Source organism: Bradyrhizobium sp. WBOS07 (assembly GCF_024585165.1).
In the GTDB taxonomy this organism is placed as follows: Bacteria; Pseudomonadota; Alphaproteobacteria; order Rhizobiales; family Xanthobacteraceae; genus Bradyrhizobium; species Bradyrhizobium japonicum_B.
On record NZ_CP029008.1, the window covers coordinates 86002 to 103710 of the forward strand.

A 17709-nucleotide genomic window follows, 5' to 3' on the forward strand; every position below is an offset into this window, starting at 1 on the left:
TATTTCTGACCGGCACGTCGTTGCTCCTTCGAACCGTGAACGTTTGCGGACCATAGCAAAAAGGATGGAGGCGCCAAACGGCAAAGCGGTGCCGAAATTGCTACGCGGCCTGCCTCGCGTGCTGCTCGACCTGAGCGCGCGCCTCGTCCTTCGAGACGACCGCTTCGCGGTCTCCTCAGGATGAGGCTAAGCGGCATCGGTACTCGTTCAATCTGGGGCAACGCAATCGGTCCTCATCCTGAGGAGCGCTCGAAGAGCGCGTCTCGAAGGATGGCCGCAGAGCGCGCAGCCCTCAAGTCTAGCTGTTGAGCTGCGGCGGCTTGAAATCCGGGAAGCGCGTCAGCATTGCAGTCCTGACGAACTTCAAATGCGCAATGCTGCTCGCCAATTCCTTGAGCCGGCGCTGGCCGTTGGAGATGTCGGCGGCGAACAGGTCCTGGTGATGATTGTCGAGCGCCTCCCGCTCGAGATATTCGTCGGTGCCGTTTCCGAAGGTGACGGATGCACGTGCAAGTGCGTCATCGACGCGCCGGTTGAGGCCGGCCTGCTCCCGCTCCGCCTCCTGCAATGCCGTTTCGATCGCCGCCAGGACCGCACCGATCCGGACCCGGTCGGTCTCGGCATCGCGCTCGACGGAGCGCGCCTTGAACCCTTTGTCCTCGCGGCGAGAGCCGAGAAGATTATGCGCGCGCGCTCTCAGGAACAGCTGAAACATTTGGGCTATCCCCATATTCGAGATTTAAGCCGCTACCATCGGTCAGGCATAGTTAACAAAGGCTAAATCCTGCGGCCGCTGCCTGGCTTCGTGCGATCCATGCCCGCCAGGCTGCTTCGTGCTTGGAATAGAGCTCGAGCCACCGAACGTCGTCAACCGCACCCGTTCCCTTGCCGAAGCCGGCTTCGGCCGCGATTTGCACCGTCTCCGTCGGCGCAAGATCCAGCGCCTCGAATTCCGCCGTCTCCTCCAGCGAAAGGCCGACCAGAACGCGGTGCCCCCGCGCGTCGACGAAATACCTGCGAGGCGCGTTGTGCCGTTGATCAATCATTCGAACGACTCTCGTTCATGATCCAGGGACCTGAAAGATCTTTCAGATGCCGGCCATAACTACAAACAAACGCAATCATGAGGACGCAGATCGTCGCGCCCAGCAACGCAATGAGATACGTCATCTATGTCCACCTGCGCGCCTCCGAAAAAACAGAGGCGGCCAAACGCTCGCCATGAATTGCCCCGTCTTAGGCTGCCTTTCCGAAACGCTCAAGGAAGGCGACGAGTTAACCTAACCGCACATGGTTATTTCGAATTCGCCACGACTTTCGAGTTGGGGCGCGCGTCGTCTACGATGATGGCGGCTGGGTTCGGCCGGTCGCCATCGAGGCGGGGGTATAGGGCGCGTAAAGACGATATCGCGCCGATCGCCTCCGCGAGCGCCATGCCCTCACACCATAGCCGCAACCAAAGCCCGCCGCGAAAATCGAAACCAAGACCAAGACTGCCGTCATTTGGAATGTCCCACGTTTGCCGGAACGTTCCTCCCGCGCTCATTTTCATCTTTTCGTTGCGCCGACTTCAAGATCGGCAGCGCCGAAACTTTCGTCAGACGAAGATGAAGTTTGTGCAACGTGGTGCTTGAAGATTGATCGGCACGAGTGCGGTGAAGAGGCTCCAGTTCTTCTTACCAGAGCTCGACCCGCCGACACCATGAACCCTCGTTCACCCGAGTCATACGGTGCCTCGCCGCCGATTTTGTCGCGGTAAGGTTGAGCGGTTAGCTTAATCCGCGTTGTTTGTTGCGAAGTCTCACCAAACGCATATCCATCTTCGCACCGGGCTCCCCCAAGCCTGGCCCCACCCAAGCAAAGCCGTCGAGCGAACATGGGTCGCTTGGCGGCTTTGTCATTGTGTCGACAAGAGGATCATTTCGGTTATGGCGCGCAAGCCCTGGTCGTTCAAGGAAGACCGCCGACTCATGGAATTGGCCAAGTCTTCGGCTTCGCTGGAGCAGGCGGCGAAACTTCTCGGCCGCTCGCCGGATGCGATCAAGCGCATGGCTTTGCGGCTTGGTCTTTCGTTGAAGTCGAAGACCGGCAAGAAGGGCTAGTCCTGGAAACAGCTCGCCGCCGACGGCAGCTTTGCCCGCCAGCGCAGCATCTCCTTCCTTCCGAACGCCGTGCAGTTCTCGCCGTGAGGGGCGGAACCAAGGCAACCAGCCGGAGGCCGTCTCCGCCCGCCTCCGGTGAACGCGACCAAGCGTCCCGTCTTTCAGTCCGCCCGGCCGTTCAGACCTAGTTGCGCGTCTTCTTCTGGGAGCCCATCCCGGGGCTGGTTCCGTAGTTCGGTGTCCCCGTCCCCTTGAAAGCTCCGCCCATGCTGTCCGAGCCGGAATTCGTCGCAGCGCCGCTGCGGCTGGTGGGCTGATTGCCCGCTGGCTGGTCTTTGGTCCCCTGCGCGGAGGCCATTGCGGTTCCGAGGACCAACGACAGGAGAAGGCTTAACGTCCTGATCATACTGCTCAACTTTCATGCTTGGGCCGCGCCGGCCATCGGTCAGGCAAGTTACGCGGTCGCCCTTCCGGGCCGTCCGCCCGTTAAACCCTATCTTAGCCCTCGCTGGCTAGGATCAATTGCCAAGACAATTCCCAAGATAATTCTCAAGGTCATTGCCAAGATCAGTCCCTGCCTCTCCTGAATTCCGCCCGGACCGGATGAGACACCAGCGACCGAACCTTCCGTTTGTGGCGCTCGTGCTTGCGAGCATGATGGCGTTTGGGCTGGCGGGCCATTTCGCGGCAGAGGCCGTCATTCGCCACCAGCAGGTGCACCAGCTGAACGAGCTGACCGAGGTGGTTCTGCGCCGATCCGAACTTGCGGTTGATTTCGCCGCAGCAAGCCTCGACGAGCTCGCCAAGCGCGATCTTGCCAGCTGCGCGCCGGCGGCGCTGCAAGCCATCCGGCTCCACGTCTACCAGCGCTCGGCGATCAAGGACGTCCGTCTCGTCAATCCGGACGGATCGGTGATCTGCTCGGCCTATTCCGAGACGCTCGAGTTCGACAAGGGATGGGCGGATCGCCGCGACATGCTGCCCTCGCAGGACAAGCAGCTCGCTTTATTCCGCGTCGAGCAGTTCGGCGGTGACGCGTTGGGGGTGCTCAGGGACGTCAATCCCAACTCGGCACTGGTCGCGATCGTCGGCATCAATTCCGGCCTGTTCGATCTGATGCCCGCCGAGCTGCGCGCGCATAGCGAGGTGATCCTCGCCCTGAGCAATGGCGAGAAGCTCGGCGAGTTCCGGCTCGATGCCGACAAGCCGCTGCCCGGGCCGATCAGCTTCGACAGGCGGTCCGCGCGCCTGCCGCTTCACGCCACGATCCGGCTCGAGCAGGCGGTGCTTTCGAGCTGGAACAGCGAGGCGTATTGGCCGGCGCTCGCGGTCGCGCTTTGGCTGGGTGCACTCTTCGGCATCCTGCTGGCACGCAGCCGCCGGACGGAAGGGCCAGTCGCCGACCTCGATCGCGCCCTCGCAGCCGGCGAATTCAAGCCGTACTACCAGCCGATCTTCGACCTCAGGACCGGCCGTATCACCGGATGCGAGGTGCTGGCGCGCTGGGTCCGGAAGGACGGCTCGGTGGTGCCGCCGGTGAACTTCATTCCGCTGGCCGAATCCAGCGGGCGCATCCAGGCGATGACCTGGCAGATCCTGCGATCGGCGCTCGCCGATCTGCAAGTCGTGCTGAAAGCGGACAAGAGCTTCAAGATGTCCGTGAACGTCGTGCCGAAGCACCTGCTGAGCGCCGGCTTCGTCGAGACGCTGCGGCGCACGGTCCTGACGGCGAGAATCTCCGCACGCCAGATCGTGGTCGAGGTGACTGAGCGCGACGAGCTCGACGATCTCGCGCACGCCGCGACCGTGGTGGCGGAGCTGCGTGACCATGGCTTCCGCGTCGCCATCGACGACGTCGGTGTCGGCCATAGCGGCTTGTCGCGGCTGAAGGGGCTCGGCGCCAGCGCAATCAAGATCGACAAGTTCTTCGTCGACACCATCACCGTGGATGCATCGACCACGACGATCGTCGAGATGCTGGTCGCGCTCGCCAGGGATTTTCGGATGACGGTCGTCGCGGAGGGAATCGAGACCGAGGAGCAGCGCCGCGCCCTGATCGCGTCCGGTGTCGAAGAAGGACAGGGCTATCTCGTCGCCGCCCCGCTCCCATTCGGCAAGTTCAGCGAGTTGGTCGAGTCGCGCCGCCATTCCGCAGCCGCGGCACCGGCTGGCGACGTCCTGGTCGCCTGACCATCCCCGCCGGCGCCCAACCAGGCGCTTTAACGATGTTCGCGTCTTTCGAAGGCGGGATCGCATCCGGGCGGCTATGGTAGGCCATGCGTCGAAATCACCTCATCGCAGCCGCGGCCATCTGCCTCGCCCTCATCGTCTATGCCACCTTGGCAAGGCTGGCGGGACGGCCTGCGCTGATGGGGCATCACGAGGCCTATTGGATCGTCGTGATCGAGCGCTTCAGCGCCTACGGCCTGTTGGGATTCCTGCTGTCCTTCCTGTTGCCCGGCCGGCTCGCTCTGGCCTGCTCGCTCGTCGTGGCCGTCGCCATGGGGCTGGAAGTCCTGCAAACACTGATCCCCGATCGCGATCCGGGCTTCCTCGACGTGCTGCAAAAGGCGGCGGGCGGCACCGTCGGCGTCCTCCTCGCCCAGACGATCCTGGCCTTCCTGCCCCGGCCGCCAGCCTGAACGAACGCGGCGCCGACAACCTCTTCAGCGCCGCCGGGACATCATCCCTACTTCATCATCTGTCCGCGCAATTCGCCGCCCGGGTTGGCGGCCGTATGGATGTTCGCGTACCATTTCCCGGCCAACAGATCGGCCGCCTGAGCGTCCGTCAGCGTGGCGCTGCCCTGGATCGGGCTTTGAACCGTCTTGAACGGCAAAGCGATGCCGGCGTTCTTGCCCGCTTCACCCGGACCATGGAAATGAGCACCCATCGCCGGCCCCGACAGATCGGTAAAGGTGACGGTATAGGTCAGGACTTTGGTCTCGCTATCGAACGTGGCCTCAGCCCTGCCTGAACCCTGGGAATTGTTCGGCGGGACTTCATTGCTGCCCTTGAGCTCGGCCTGCAGCTTGACGATCTCCGCACGCGACGGCGCGGCTGCGACCATCAGCAGCCCACCGAGCAGCGCCGTTCCCCACAGCGTCACGCCGATCCGATCCTTGGCTTTCCTCATGGCATTCTCCTCGCGGGCTCTACGGCCCGTTGCGGTTGAAACCCCGGCCCCCGGCTCAAAATTCCGGAGACAGGACTATGCCTGATTCGAAAAGACAGCGGAGATCAACGGGCGCCGCTCTTGCGGTGAGCCCGGCAATATAAGGCGCAGCGCTCAGGCTGCACCGCGTTCGCGGAACCCGGTCGGTGTCAGGAGTTCGGCCATTTGCCTGTGGGTGCTCTGGAGCGCGGCGATGGCGCCGTCGAGATCGAAATCCGCTTCGCGGACGGAGGCGAAGAATTTGGCCGTCAGCGCCAGGTCAAGCTTGACGCGCGTTGCGCCGTCGCGGCTCTTGCGGCGGTCGAGCGACAGATGGATGGCCCGCATTCTGGCTTCCGCGGGCGTACAATCGCTGAGCGTCGCCAGTTCGTCGTATGTCATCCAGATCTGAGGCATGTTCGTCCGTCCTTCATTGCGGCCTCATCGTAACGTTCCGCCCCTAAATGCACCGTTGCCGCGGCGCATTCGCAGCCCGCTTCGCTGCGATAGCGTCAACGCAAGGCTAAGACGCGGGAGGCCTCGGAGGCAGCGGGAACTGGCGCGACCGCGAACGGCTGTCGAGCCCCTTGGGCAATTTGTCATTGAGCTTCACGACAGCGGACCGCGTTTCCACGGCCGGCGCGTCTTCCTGGCAGAAGATCAGCGTCACCTCGAATAGCACGTCGGGCGCCTGCTTGGCTTTTCCGGAGCAGGTCGCCAGCGCGCCGCTGCACACGCCCGCGAGCTCGACCTCGACCTCATCAGGACCGAACACGGTCGGCGGGCCCTCGGCATATCGCCGCGTGGTCAGAACCGCCGTGAAGTGCTGGTCGTCAGCGAACCGATAGGAGCCGCCATAGGTGAAGAAGCTGTCGCTACCGAAGATCCGTCCATCCGCCAGATGCACGATGCCCGTGCCCTGGCCGCGCGGGGTCCTGAACCAGGCCGCGTATTTGCCGTCTCGCATCATGGAAGCATCCACCGTAGATTTCACCGGTATCTGCAACCCAAGTCTGCGGCGCGACAATGACCGATGCGGCGAGCATTCCGCCACGGTTAATGCCCTGCAAAGCCGACCCGTCAAATTGACCTTGCCGCGCGAGACGATCGCTGCGGCACGTCAGAACAATTCTATGCCGTCGTCCGCGGTCTCGGCCGCCTCGACCCGGCGCGATGCGGCGGCCGACTCAAGCCCGATCGTTTGCAGGAAGTCGCGATGAACGTCGCGCTCGCGCTCCATCGTGTAGCGCGCGAAGAGATCGTCCAGGATTGCCTGATCCTGCACCTCCACCTGAAGCCGCTGCGCACCCGCCGCCGCCGTCTCCAGCCGCGTCGCGACCGCGGGCAAGGCCGCCGAGCTTTCGCCGAGCGTGGTCATCAGGCCCTGGGCCGAATTCATCAGCCTCTCGAATTCCGCGCCTTCGTTCACGAGCCGGCTCATCTGCTTGCCGAGCCGCTCATTGCCGGCCTCGACCTCGCGCAGCGCCAGCAGGATCTGCGGCTCGAGCTTGGCAAGCTGCGTGGGATCACCCTGCACGCGCAGCTCCTTGAGCTCCCGGGCCGAGCGCTCGATCCCGTCGAGCACGGGCCTCAGACGCGCGGCCCCCGCCGAGACCAGATCGGCGGTGGCCTTGAGCTCGTTGGCGATGACGACGAAGGCGCTGCCGCGGCTGCCGAGATGGCTCGCCTTGAGGCCGGCATTCATTCCGATCAGCGTGATGTCGACCGTCGCCTCGGCGAGGCCGGCGATCGCCTGGCGAAATTTTGCCAGCGTGTCCTCGAGGATCGCGAGCGCCTCGTCGACCGAGCGGCCCGCACTGTCGCAGGTGGCGATCAGGTTCGACGCGTGCGCCAGCGCCTGCTTGACGCGCGTCAGGAACGACGAGCCGTCCTCCTCGCCGCCGAACAGCGTACGGCCATGGCCGGCGACGCTGCCCGCGTCGCGCAGGATGGCGGTGAGCGCGCCGACGATCTGGCCGATGTCGCCGCCGAACTCGCGCTGGGCATCCCTGAGCTGAGCCGCCTGCAATCGGCAAATCGCGCGCATGACGTCGTCGCCCGGGACAGGCTCCGGAACGAGGCTCGGCGCGGCGGCCGGCGCGAGGCCGAGACCGTGGCACACGTGCTCGAGACGCTGACGCGTGCTGTCGCCGGCCTGCAGCGAGATGATCGCGCTGCCGACCGCGTCGGCGATCTTCCGGGTGCTGGAACTGGCGCGCTCGGCCAGATGGCCGCTCTTGCTGCGCTGGTCGCGCAGGCCGGAATGGGCGGCGCCGAGCTCGGCGCTCTCCGACATCAGCTGGGCCCGGTAGCGGCTCTCGAACTCCCTCTGCCGTCCGGAGGCGGTGGCGACCGCTTCCGACAGGCGCTGCTGGTCCCGCGCGCAGCCTTCGATCGAGCCCTGCACGGCCTTGCCGAGATCATAGGCTTCCTGGGTGAAGGCGAGAAAGCCCTCGCGGTCGCCGTCGAGCGAGGCAGCCTCGATCCGCGCGCTGCGCGCGATGATGGTGATCATCTGGATGTGCTTGAACAGCGGCTTGAGCAGCGAAGACGCCTCCGCCGCGCTCTTGCCGATCGTCTCCAGCAGCGCGCTTTCCGCCGGCAGCGCCCGCGCCAGCTCGCTCAGCCGCGCGGCGATCTCCTGCAGCGCCGTCGCGGCGCCCTCGATCTCGGCGCCGGAGAGCTCGCCCGAGAGCGCAGCCAAGCCCTGGTTCAGTTCCTGGAAGATGAGGTGGCCGCGCCCGAGGTCGTGACCGACGCGCGCGAAGACCTCCTCGATGCGCGAGGAGACGTCCTCGATCGCCGCGGTCGCCTCAGCAAGCGTATTGGCCGGAACGAGGGACATGGCCATCAACCCGCCACCGCCGCGTGCCCGGCCTGATACCAGTGCATGATCTCGCGCGGGATCTGATGCAGCGACACGACCTTCTCGACGCCACCATAGGCGATGGCCTCCTTGGGCATGCCGAACACCACGCAGCTCTCTTCGTCCTGCGCCCGCGTCGAGGCGCCGAGCTTGCGCATTTCCAGCATCCCGCGCGCGCCGTCATCGCCCATGCCGGTCATGATGACGCCGAGCGCATTGGCGCCGGCATGCTGGGCCGCCGAGCGGAACAACACGTCGACCGAGGGGCGATGCCGCGACACCGGCGGACCGTCCTTGATCGCGATCTGATAGCGCAGGCCGATGCGCTGGAGCAGCATGTGCCGGGCCCCGGGCGCGATATAGGCGCTGCCCGGCAGCACCGGCTCGCCGTCCTCAGCCTCCTTGACCCTGATCTGGCAGACGCCGTCGAGCCGCCTGGCGAAGGCCGCGGTGAAGCCTGCCGGCATGTGCTGGACGATGACGAGCGGCGGGGAGTGCGCCGGCAGCATCTCCAGCACGTCGTTGAGCGCTTCAGTCCCGCCCGTCGAGGCGCCGATGCACACGATGCGCTCCGTCGTCGGCCGCACCCGGCTCTGCACCGGCGGCGGGATGATGGCGTCGGCGGTCAGCTTCTTCTCGATGGCCCGGCGTTCCGCGCGTGGGCGCACCCGCGCGCGCGCCGCCGACTTCACGGCCTCGCGGAGCCGCGTCGAGCATTCGAGCAGCGCCTGCCGCGTGTCGATCTTCGGTTTCGGCACGATGTCGACCGCGCCGGCCTCGAACGCCTCGAACATCACGTTCGAGCCCTCCTCGGTCAGCGAGGAGCAGATGATCACCGGGATCGGACGCTGCGCCATGATCTTGCGCAGGAACGTCATGCCGTCCATGCGCGGCATCTCGAGGTCGAGGATGATGACGTCGGGAATCTCGTTCTGGAGACGACGCGCCGCCACGAACGGATCCGAGGCCGTTGCCATCACCTCGATATCGGGGTCATCGTTGAGGATCGTCTGCAGGATTTGGCGCACCGACGCCGAATCGTCCACGATCAGCACGCGAACTTTCTCCTTCGGCATTGTGTGCGGCGCTCCGATCAAACCTGGAAGATGGTGGGCTGGACCTGCTTCAGACCCGGCACGGCGCTGTGAATCATCGATTCGGAATGGCCGACCAGGAGATAGCCTCCTGGCCGCAGATGGCTGCACAACCGCTCGATCACCTTGCGCTGCGTCTCGCGCTCGAAATAGATCAGGACGTTGCGGCAGAAGATGATGTCGACGTCGCGGTCGACCGGATAGGACGCGTCCATGAGATTCATTCTCATGAAATGCGTCATCCGCCGCAATTCCGGCACGACCCGCACCTCGCCGCGCGACTTGTCCCGCGACGACAGGAAATATCGCTTCACGAAGGGCTCCGGCACCGGGGCGAGCACGTCCCTGGTGTAGATGGCGGTCTTGGCGAGCCGCAACACGGCGGTCGAGATGTCGGTCCCGAGGACGCGGTACTGAAAGCGCGAGCCGTTCCGCGTCATGTCGTCCAGCACCATCGCGGTCGTGTAGGCTTCCATGCCGGTGGAGCTTGCCGAGCTCCAGATCTTCAGCTTCGCGTTGTTGCGCCGATGGGATTTGAGCAGAGCGGGCACCGCGACGTCGCGCAGGAAGGTGAAGTGCTGGGGCTCGCGAAAGAAGTCGGTCTTGTTGGTCGTCACCACATCGATGAGATGGGTGAGCTCGCTGTCGAAATGATCCGGCTCGAACAGGTTCTCGACATATTCGTTGAGGTCGGAGAAGTTCAACGCGCGCACGCGCTTGTGCAGCCGCCCCTCCAGCATCAGCCGCTTGCCCTGCGGCAGCTTGATGCCGACCTGCCCCTCGATGAGTTCGGCGATGGTCCGGAAGTGCCGGTCCGACAGATGGACGGCCGTATCCTGCACGGCGGGCATCATGGCCGCGTGCCCCGGTCCGGGATGGCCGCCTGTCCTGAATGTCGGGCCGTACGGGCCATCTTCGATCCTAAGCGTTGGCGAAGTCGTTGTAGGCGGACCGGTTCACCCGCCGTGCGGTGAGCCGGTCCGCGGGAGTCGCGATCTAGCGCTGGAATTCGGCGTCCCGATCGTCCCCGCCGTCGTTCATGTCGAAGGCGAAGCCACCGCCGGCCACCTTCACGGCGCGCGCCGGCTTGGCCGGCACGGCCTTCTTCGCCGGGCGCTCGACAGCGGCCATGGTGGCCGCCTTGGCGCGCAACTGGCTCACCGCCCGGTCGATCGGCGCCGGCGCCTGGCTCTTCGCGGCCTGCTCGATGCGGAAATAGGCGATCGTGGACTGCAGCTGCTCGGCTTGCGAGGCGAGTTCCTCCGAGGTCGAGGACACCTGCTCGGACGCGCTGGCGTTCTGCTGGCCGACCTTGTCGAGCTGCTGGATCGCCTGGTTGATCTGGGCCGAGCCGACGTCCTGCTCGCGGCAGGCCGCGGTGATCTCCTCGACGAGCTCGGCGGTCTTCTTGATGTCCGGAACCAGCTTGGCAAGCATGGCGCCGGCCTCCTGCGCCACCTTCACGGTCTCGGATGACAGCGATCCGATCTCCGCCGCGGCGGCCTGGCTGCGTTCGGCGAGCTTGCGCACCTCGGAGGCGACCACCGCAAAGCCCTTGCCGTGCTCGCCGGCGCGGGCGGCTTCGACCGCCGCGTTGAGCGCCAGCAGATCGGTCTGGCGCGCGATCTCCTGCACGATCGTGATCTTCTCGGCGATGGTCTGCATCGCGTTGACCGCGCGGCCGACCGCTGCGCCGGAAGCTTCCGCGTCCTTCGCCGACTGCGCGGCGATCTTCTCGGTCTGGTTGGCGTTGTCGGCGTTCTGCTTCACGTTGGAGGCCATCTCCTCCATCGAGGAGGAGGCTTCCTCGGCGGACGAAGCCTGCTCGGTCGCACCCTGCGAGAGCTGCTCGGCGCTGGCGGAGAGCTCCTGGCTGCCGGCCGAGACGTTCTGCGCCGCGGTCAGAGCTTCCGACACAATCTGGCGGAGCTTCTCCACCATGCGCTCGAGCGCCAGGCCCAGCGTGTCCTTGTCCGACAGCGGCTTGGCCTCGACCGTGAGATTGCCCTGCGCGATCTCGTTGGCGACGGCCGCGGTCTGGTTCAGGTTTGTGGTCATCGTGTTGAGCGACTTGATCAGATCGCCGATCTCGTCATTGCTGGATGACTCGATCTTCTGCGAGAGATCGCCAATCGCAACGGCATCGGCGAGTCCGACTGCAAGTGCCAGCGCGCGGCTGATATTGAGGGCAATCCAGACCGCGGCTACCACTGCGATGAGCAGCGATGTGGCCACCAGCGCAAGCAGCATGATGATCGCCCGGCTGCCTTCATGCCGCGCTTCGGCGCTCTCCTCGGCCATCGACTTCTTGACGTAGTTGATGTAATCGGTCGCGGCATTCAGAGCCAGCGTGGTCGACTTCAGGCCCTGATTCATCGAATGCTCGGCGGCCTTGGCCTTCTCCTGCCGCGCCATCCGAAGGGTTTCGTCCTGGACCGTATTCGAGGCAGCATAGGTGGTGGCGAAGGCATCGATCATCTTCCTGCCGGTCTCGCTCGCGCCGACATAGGCTTCGTCCTTGACCTTCAGCGCCCTCTCGCGAAGCTGCGTAATCTGGCTGGTGAACTTCTCCTGGTCTGCCTCAGACGACGCGAGGATCGCGTTCTTCTCCGCCCGGACCTGGAGCAGCACGCTCTCCTGCAGCTCGGCAACCTTTGCAAGACGGGCCGCACGCTGGGACAGATGCTCGGCCGTGTTGACGGTGTCGTTGAGCTTCAGATAGGCGACGGCGCCTGCGATCATCGAGAGCAGAATGACGACGCCAAACGCGCTTGCGAGCTTGGCCTTGACGGTGAATCTCATGGTCGATCTCATCGGTTCAAATTTGGGATTGCTATTCGGCAACGCTTTACGCTCGTAACTCAGGCGGCGCGGGGCGCATCCGCGCCGGCGGCGCGCCCTTCCGGAAACTTGTCGTTCGCCATCAGCTTGGCGAGATCGAAGATCACGACGAACTTCTCGCCCTTGCGGCCGATGCCGGCGGCATAGTCGGACTGCCACTTGCCGCCGACCTCGGGCACCGGCTCGATCGCCTGCTCGTCGATGTCGGTGACCTCGAATACGCAGTCGGCGACGAAGCCGACGCCGACCAGACGATCCTTCATCGGCACGTCCAGGATGATGATGCGGGTCGCTTCGGTGGCGGCCACGGCCGGCAGGCCGAGCTTGGTGCGGAGATCGACGATCGGATAGCCGCTGCCGCGCACGTCGATCATGCCGAGCAGGAAGTCCGGCGCGTGCGGAAGCCGCGAGATCGGCCGCATGTCCAGGATTTCGCGGACGTTGCGGATGCTGATGCCGAACGTCTCGCCGGCGAGCCCGAGCGTCAGATATTGCGAGGTTGCGGCCATGATGCGGTCCGGGGTTCCGAAGATTGGAAATGAGCGCGGTCCGGCACGAGGCCGGACCGGTTGATCAGCGTTGGAACTCGGCGTCGCGATCGTCGTCGCCGTCATCCATGTCGAAGGCGAAGCCACCGCCGCCGGCGACCTTCATCGCACGCGCCGGCTTGCGGGCAGGCACCGGCTTCTTCGTGCCGCGGTCGGCCGCCGCCATATGCGCGGCCTTGGCCCGGAGCTGGCCGACGGCGCGGTCGATCGGCTCGGCAGCCGCCTTGTCCTTGCGCACGGCGTCCTCGATCCGGAAGAACGAGATGGTCGATTGCAGCTGCTCGGCTTGCGAGGCGAGCTCCTCGGACGTCGAGGACACCTGCTCGGAGGCGCTCGCGTTCTGCTGGCCGACCTTGTCGAGCTGCTGGATGGCCTGGTTGATCTGGGCCGAGCCGACGTCCTGCTCGCGGCAGGCCGCGGTGATCTCCTGCACCAGCTCCGCGGTCTTCTTGATGTCGGGCACGAGCTTGGACAGCATCTGGCCCGCCTCCTGCGCGACCTTGACGCTTTCCGTCGAGAGCGTGCCGATGTCCGCCGCAGCCGCCTGGCTGCGCTCGGCGAGCTTGCGCACTTCGGAAGCGACCACCGCAAAGCCCTTGCCGTGCTCGCCGGCGCGGGCGGCTTCCACCGCCGCGTTGAGCGCGAGCAGGTCGGTCTGACGCGCAATCTCCTGCACGATGGTGATCTTCTCGGCGATGGTCTGCATCGCCTCGACGGCACGGCCGACGGCAACGCCGCTGGCCTCGGCGTCCTTGGCCGACTGCGCCGCAATCTTCTCGGTCTGGTTGGCATTGTCGGCGTTCTGCTTCACGTTGGAGGCCATCTCCTCCATCGAGGAAGAGGCTTCCTCGGCGGACGAAGCCTGCTCGGTCGCGCCCTGCGAGAGCTGCTCGGCGCTGGCGGAGAGCTCCTGGCTGCCGGCGGAGACGTTGCTGGCCGCGGTGAGAGCCTCCTCGACGACCTGACGAAGCTTCGCGACCATCGTGTTCAGCGACTTCACGAGATCACCGATCTCGTCATTGCTGGCGACGTTGATGGTCTGGGTCAGGTCGCCGCCCGCCACGGCACCGGCGAGGCCGACCGCACGGCCGAGCCCGCGGGAGATGCTGAGAGAGATCCAGATCGCTGCGATCAGGCCGATCACGAGCGATGCACCCACCGCCGAGACCAGCATGACGTGGGCGCGATTGCCGTCCTCATGCGCCAAGGCGGCCCGGTCCGCCATGTTCTTCTTGACGTTGCTGATATAAACGTGGGCGGCGTCCATCGCTTCGCGGACCGCCTTACGAACCTCGACCGCGGACTGCTCGACGGCTTTCGGCCTGTTCGTTCGGGCGGTCCTGAGCGCGTCGTCCTGAACGGCATTCATCCGGGCGTAGGCGGCGGCGAAATTCTCGATCAGCTTCTTGCCTTCCGGGGACGCTGCGGCGTGAATCTCCTCTTTCAGCTTGAGAAGCGCCTCGCGCTGCTTTGCGATCTCGGCGACGAAGCCATCCGCTTCGCTATCGGGCGCCAGAAGCAGATTCTTCTCGGACCGAACCTGGGTCAGGATCCCCCTCTCGATCTCGGCCGCACGCTCCATCCGGCCGGCGCGGGACACCAGATTATCGGCAGTCTCGATCATTTCGGTCAGCTTCACATAGGCGAGGCCGCCTGCCGCCATCGAGAGCACCAGGAGCACACCAAACGCGCTGGCCAGCTTGGCCTTGACCGTAAATCTCATTTCCAGCCCCCACAGGTCTCGCCCCGAGACCCCAACTTCAATTCAGGATGCGTTCCATGTTCGGAACGATGACGAACTCTTCACGCCACTTGGCGATGAAGCGAATGAACTCCGGCTTCCAGTGCATGCCGACCCGCGGCGTCTGCTGCACGTCGGTCTGCGATATCTCGGTGACCTCGTAGACCTTGTCGGCGGTGACGCCGACCAGCACCGGCTCGCCGTCGAGCTCCAGCTCGATGACGACGATGCGCGTATCGGCGGTGTCGTCGAGCTGCGGCATGCCGAAGCGGATGCGCAGGTCGGCGAGCGGAATGACGTTGCCGCGCACGTTGATCACGCTGGGAACGAAGGCCCGCGCACCCGCAACCCTGGTCACGGGAACGGGATCGATGATCTCGCGCACGAGGCCGGCATCGAGCGCGAACTTCTCCTCGCCGAGGCCGATCATGACGACCTGCATCGCGCCCGTCTGACGCTCGTCAGTCAAACCGTCGTTCATCACGCCGCCTCGCTGATGTGCTGCTTTTCGACCTTCGACTGCGCCAGCGCGACCAGCTGCGCGACGTCGAGGATCAGCGCCGCCGTGCCGTCACCCAGGATCGTCGCGCCCGAGAACATCGTGACGTCCGAGTGCAGCTTGGAGAGCGACTTGATCACGGTCTGGTGGTTGCCGATGATCTGGTCGGCGACGAGACCGACATGGGTCTCGCCGGTCGAGATGATGATGGTCTTCTGGTGCCGGTCGGGCGCGCCCGATGCGGTCATGATCTCGCGCAACCGGAGGAAGGGCACCAGATTGCCGCGCACATTGAGGAAATTTCGGCCGCGGGAGCGTTCGTCCTCGGCGGTCAGCTCGATGCATTCCTCCACCGCGGACAGCGGAATGATGTAGCGGCCCTCGCCGACGCGGATCAGCAGACCTTCGATGATCGCGAGCGTGAGCGGCAGACGCAGCGTCACGGTGGTCCCCTCGCCGGGCCTGGTCGACAGGTCGATCGAGCCGCGCATGTTCTCGATGGTACGCTTGACCACGTCCATGCCGACGCCGCGGCCCGACAGCGCCGAGATGGTCTGCGCGGTCGAGAAGCCGGGGTGGAACAGGAATTGATGGATTTCGTGATCGGTCAGCACGGCTCCGGGCGCGATTAGGCCCTGCTCTTCCGCTTTCGCACGGATGCGCGCGGTATTGAGGCCGCCGCCGTTGTCCTTCACGGTGACCAAGACCTGTGCACCGGAATGCACGGCGGCGAGCTCGATGCGGCCCTGCTCGGTCTTGCCATTGGCCGCACGGGTCGCGGTGTCCTCGATGCCGTGGTCGATGGCGTTGCGGATCAGATGCACCAGCGGATCGGCGAGGCACTCGATCATGGTCTTGTCGAGCTCGGTGTCCTCGCCCGAGGTGACGAATTCGACCGGCTTCGATAGATCGCGCGAGAGATCGTGCACCAGGCGGCGGAAGCGGCCGAACAGCGAACCGATCGGCACCATGCGCGCGCCCATCGTGGTATCGCGCAAGGACGAGGCGAGACGTTCGATTTCCTCGGCGATCATCTTGATCGAGAGGTCGGAGCCGGACGAAGCGAGCTGGGTCAGACGCGCCTGCGCGATGACGAGCTCGCCCACGCGGTCCATCAACTCGTCGAGGCGCTCGGCCTGAACGCGAACGGTGGCGATGCCGCGATCCTGCTTGGCCTCCTCGCGGCGCGCGGGCGCCGCCTCACGCTTGATCTCGGGCTTGGGTTCGGGCGCGACTTCGACTTCCGCCTTTGCGACGGGTTGTTCGACGACCGGCGCAGGCTCGACCGCCGGCGCAGCCGTCTCGGCGACGACCGGCTCCTCGTCGAGCAACTGGAACAGCGGCGCCGGCACGGGCGCCTCGGCCTGCTCGAGCGGCGAGAGCGTCAGCTTCATCTCGTCCTGGACGAACATGAAGACGTCGTCGATCGCGTCCTTGTCGCAGGCCGCGTGCAGCTTGACGTCCCACTTCAGATAGCAGTCTTCCGGATCCATCTCGTCCAGGAACGGGACGCCGTCGGTGACGGGCACGACGAAGCAGGGGCCGAGCTTGCAGAGATCTTCCAGGAGATCGAGCGGGTTCGAGCCGTTGCGCAGGATGTGGGATTCGAATTCGAGATACAGGTGCCAGCCGGCCTGCTTGCTCGCGCCAGGCGCCAGCGGCGGCGCCTCGGCGATGTCCACGACATGAGCGGCAGGCTGGTCGGCCGTGACGAAGCGCTTGAGGTCGTCGAGGATGGCTTCGCCGATGACGTCGTCGGTCGACTGGGGATCCTCGATCAGCGCGCGGATATAGTCCTTGGCGGCGAGCGCGACCGAGATCAGCTCCTGGGTCGGCTTGATCTCGCCCTTGCGGACGCGGTCGAAAGCGGTCTCGAATTCGTGGGTGAAGGACGCCACCTTGTCGAAGCCGAACATGGCGCCCGAGCCCTTGATCGTATGCAGGGCGCGGAAGGCGGAATCGACCAGCTCGCGGTCGTCGGGACGCAGACCGAGATCGAGCAGGGCTCCTTCGAGCACCTCGAAGAGCTCGCTGGCTTCCTGACGGAAGATCTCGGTCGGGTCCATCGCGCTCATGCGCGCACCAATTTGCCGACCACGGCGAGCAGCTGCTCCGGCTTGAACGGCTTGGTGATCCAGCCGGTGGCGCCGGCGCTCTTGGCTTCCTGCTTCACGGTGTCGTTCGATTCGGTGGTCAGGAATACGATGGGCATGCCGACCGCGCTCGGCAGCTTGCGCAGGGCCCGGATCAACTCGAGCCCGTTCATGACGGGCATGTTGAGGTCGGTGATCACGAGGTCGAGCTTGCCGGCCTGGGCCTTGGCGAGCCCTTGCGCACCGTCGCCCGCCTCGATCACGCTGTGGCCGGCCGGCTCGAGCACGACCTTGATCATCTGGCGGATGCTGGGGGAATCGTCGACCGTGAGAATCGTGGCCATCAGGTGCCATCTTTCCTTTGCGGGAAATGCTGATCGATCATCGCCTCGCTGGCGAAGCCGGCGCGACGAAGGGTGGTACGCAGAGACTGTGAGAAGGAGGTCAGGACCACCGGCCGGCCCTGGGCCTCGCCGGTCTTGGCGGTCGACAGCAGCAGCTGGATCGAGGTCACGTCGGCTTTGTCGACGCTGGAGCAGTCGATCTCGAGCCGCTGCTCGCGCCGGAAGGCCTCGCGAATGAGATCATAAACGCTGCGAACAGCAGCGATGCTGCAATCGGCGGGTAACCGCAGCGACCATTTCGGCTCCGTCGGATCGAGCGCCATCAAAGCCCCGCCTTTGCTAAAATTCCGCTACACGTTTGACGCGAATCCCATGAGCAAACTCCTAACGCGACGATCCGTACAACTACGGGTGACATTCGGTCGGA

At 65.2% G+C, this 17709-nt stretch carries 18 protein-coding genes; 3 read left to right on the forward strand and 15 right to left on the reverse strand.

Annotated elements, in window-relative coordinates:
• Positions 1-298: 298 nt before the first annotated feature.
• Both DCM79_RS00400 and DCM79_RS00405 read right to left on the reverse strand, forming a co-directional pair.
• Positions 299-715, reverse strand: coding sequence for a hypothetical protein (locus tag DCM79_RS00400; RefSeq protein ID WP_126259844.1), 417 nt, complete (start codon positions 713-715; stop codon positions 299-301).
• A 52-nt stretch (positions 716-767) separates the two neighbouring features.
• A complete protein-coding gene (locus tag DCM79_RS00405; protein WP_257178014.1) occupies positions 768-1046 on the reverse strand; it encodes a hypothetical protein in 279 nt (92 codons plus the stop codon).
• A gap of 882 nt (positions 1047-1928) precedes the next feature.
• Here DCM79_RS00405 and DCM79_RS00410 point away from each other — a divergent pair.
• The 3 genes from DCM79_RS00410 to DCM79_RS00420 all read left to right on the forward strand — a co-directional run bounded on the left by DCM79_RS00410 (position 1929) and on the right by DCM79_RS00420 (position 4744).
• A complete protein-coding gene (locus DCM79_RS00410; protein WP_164718874.1) occupies positions 1929-2102 on the forward strand; it encodes a hypothetical protein in 174 nt (57 codons plus the stop codon).
• Between the two features lie 603 nt (positions 2103-2705).
• Positions 2706-4292 carry an EAL domain-containing protein gene (locus DCM79_RS00415; RefSeq protein WP_373568096.1) on the forward strand — a complete coding sequence of 529 codons (1587 nt, stop codon included), beginning with the start codon at positions 2706-2708 and terminating at the stop codon, positions 4290-4292.
• Between the two features lie 86 nt (positions 4293-4378).
• Positions 4379-4744 carry a VanZ family protein gene (locus DCM79_RS00420; RefSeq protein ID WP_257178018.1) on the forward strand — a complete coding sequence of 122 codons (366 nt, stop codon included), beginning with the start codon at positions 4379-4381 and terminating at the stop codon, positions 4742-4744.
• 47 nt (positions 4745-4791) lie between these two features.
• Here DCM79_RS00420 and DCM79_RS00425 read toward each other — a convergent pair whose 3' ends face one another.
• From DCM79_RS00425 to DCM79_RS00485, 13 genes are all read right to left on the reverse strand, one after another.
• Entirely contained in the window at positions 4792-5238 is a 447-nt protein-coding gene (locus DCM79_RS00425; protein WP_257178019.1) for a CHRD domain-containing protein, read from the reverse strand.
• A 153-nt stretch (positions 5239-5391) separates the two neighbouring features.
• Positions 5392-5673 carry a hypothetical protein gene (locus tag DCM79_RS00430; protein WP_106951322.1) on the reverse strand — a complete coding sequence of 94 codons (282 nt, stop codon included), beginning with the start codon at positions 5671-5673 and terminating at the stop codon, positions 5392-5394.
• 106 nt (positions 5674-5779) lie between these two features.
• Positions 5780-6226, reverse strand: coding sequence for a hypothetical protein (locus DCM79_RS00435; protein ID WP_257178020.1), 447 nt, complete (start codon positions 6224-6226; stop codon positions 5780-5782).
• A 150-nt stretch (positions 6227-6376) separates the two neighbouring features.
• The gene (locus DCM79_RS00440; RefSeq protein ID WP_257178021.1) at positions 6377-8101 is read right to left on the reverse strand and encodes a chemotaxis protein; all 1725 of its coding nucleotides are present in this window, start codon (positions 8099-8101) and stop codon (positions 6377-6379) included.
• Positions 8102-8106: 5 nt separating this feature from the next.
• Positions 8107-9198, reverse strand: a complete 1092-nt coding sequence (locus DCM79_RS00445; RefSeq protein WP_257178022.1) for a chemotaxis response regulator protein-glutamate methylesterase — start codon at positions 9196-9198, stop codon at positions 8107-8109.
• Between the two features lie 17 nt (positions 9199-9215).
• On the reverse strand, positions 9216-10070 hold the full coding sequence (locus DCM79_RS00450; protein WP_257178023.1) for a protein-glutamate O-methyltransferase CheR: 855 nt from the start codon (positions 10068-10070) through the stop codon (positions 9216-9218).
• A gap of 142 nt (positions 10071-10212) precedes the next feature.
• The gene (locus tag DCM79_RS00455; protein WP_257178024.1) at positions 10213-12018 is read right to left on the reverse strand and encodes a methyl-accepting chemotaxis protein; all 1806 of its coding nucleotides are present in this window, start codon (positions 12016-12018) and stop codon (positions 10213-10215) included.
• 59 nt (positions 12019-12077) lie between these two features.
• Entirely contained in the window at positions 12078-12566 is a 489-nt protein-coding gene (locus tag DCM79_RS00460) for a chemotaxis protein CheW (RefSeq protein ID WP_257178025.1), read from the reverse strand.
• Positions 12567-12630: 64 nt separating this feature from the next.
• Positions 12631-14328 carry a methyl-accepting chemotaxis protein gene (locus DCM79_RS00465; protein WP_257178026.1) on the reverse strand — a complete coding sequence of 566 codons (1698 nt, stop codon included), beginning with the start codon at positions 14326-14328 and terminating at the stop codon, positions 12631-12633.
• A gap of 37 nt (positions 14329-14365) precedes the next feature.
• Positions 14366-14827: a chemotaxis protein CheW gene (locus DCM79_RS00470; protein WP_257178027.1), complete on the reverse strand. Its 462-nt coding sequence runs from the start codon at positions 14825-14827 to the stop codon at positions 14366-14368.
• The gene (locus tag DCM79_RS00475) at positions 14827-16920 is read right to left on the reverse strand and encodes a chemotaxis protein CheA (protein ID WP_257178028.1); all 2094 of its coding nucleotides are present in this window, start codon (positions 16918-16920) and stop codon (positions 14827-14829) included. Before DCM79_RS00475 ends, DCM79_RS00470 begins: the two co-directional genes overlap by 1 nt.
• The gene (locus DCM79_RS00480) at positions 16917-17282 is read right to left on the reverse strand and encodes a response regulator (RefSeq protein WP_018317043.1); all 366 of its coding nucleotides are present in this window, start codon (positions 17280-17282) and stop codon (positions 16917-16919) included. The genes DCM79_RS00475 and DCM79_RS00480 overlap by 4 nt, the downstream gene beginning before the upstream one ends.
• Positions 17282-17605 (reverse strand): lipid asymmetry maintenance protein MlaB, encoded by a 324-nt coding sequence (locus DCM79_RS00485; protein WP_257178030.1) that lies wholly within the window; start codon positions 17603-17605, stop codon positions 17282-17284. Before DCM79_RS00485 ends, DCM79_RS00480 begins: the two co-directional genes overlap by 1 nt.
• Positions 17606-17709: the final 104 nt, after the last annotated feature.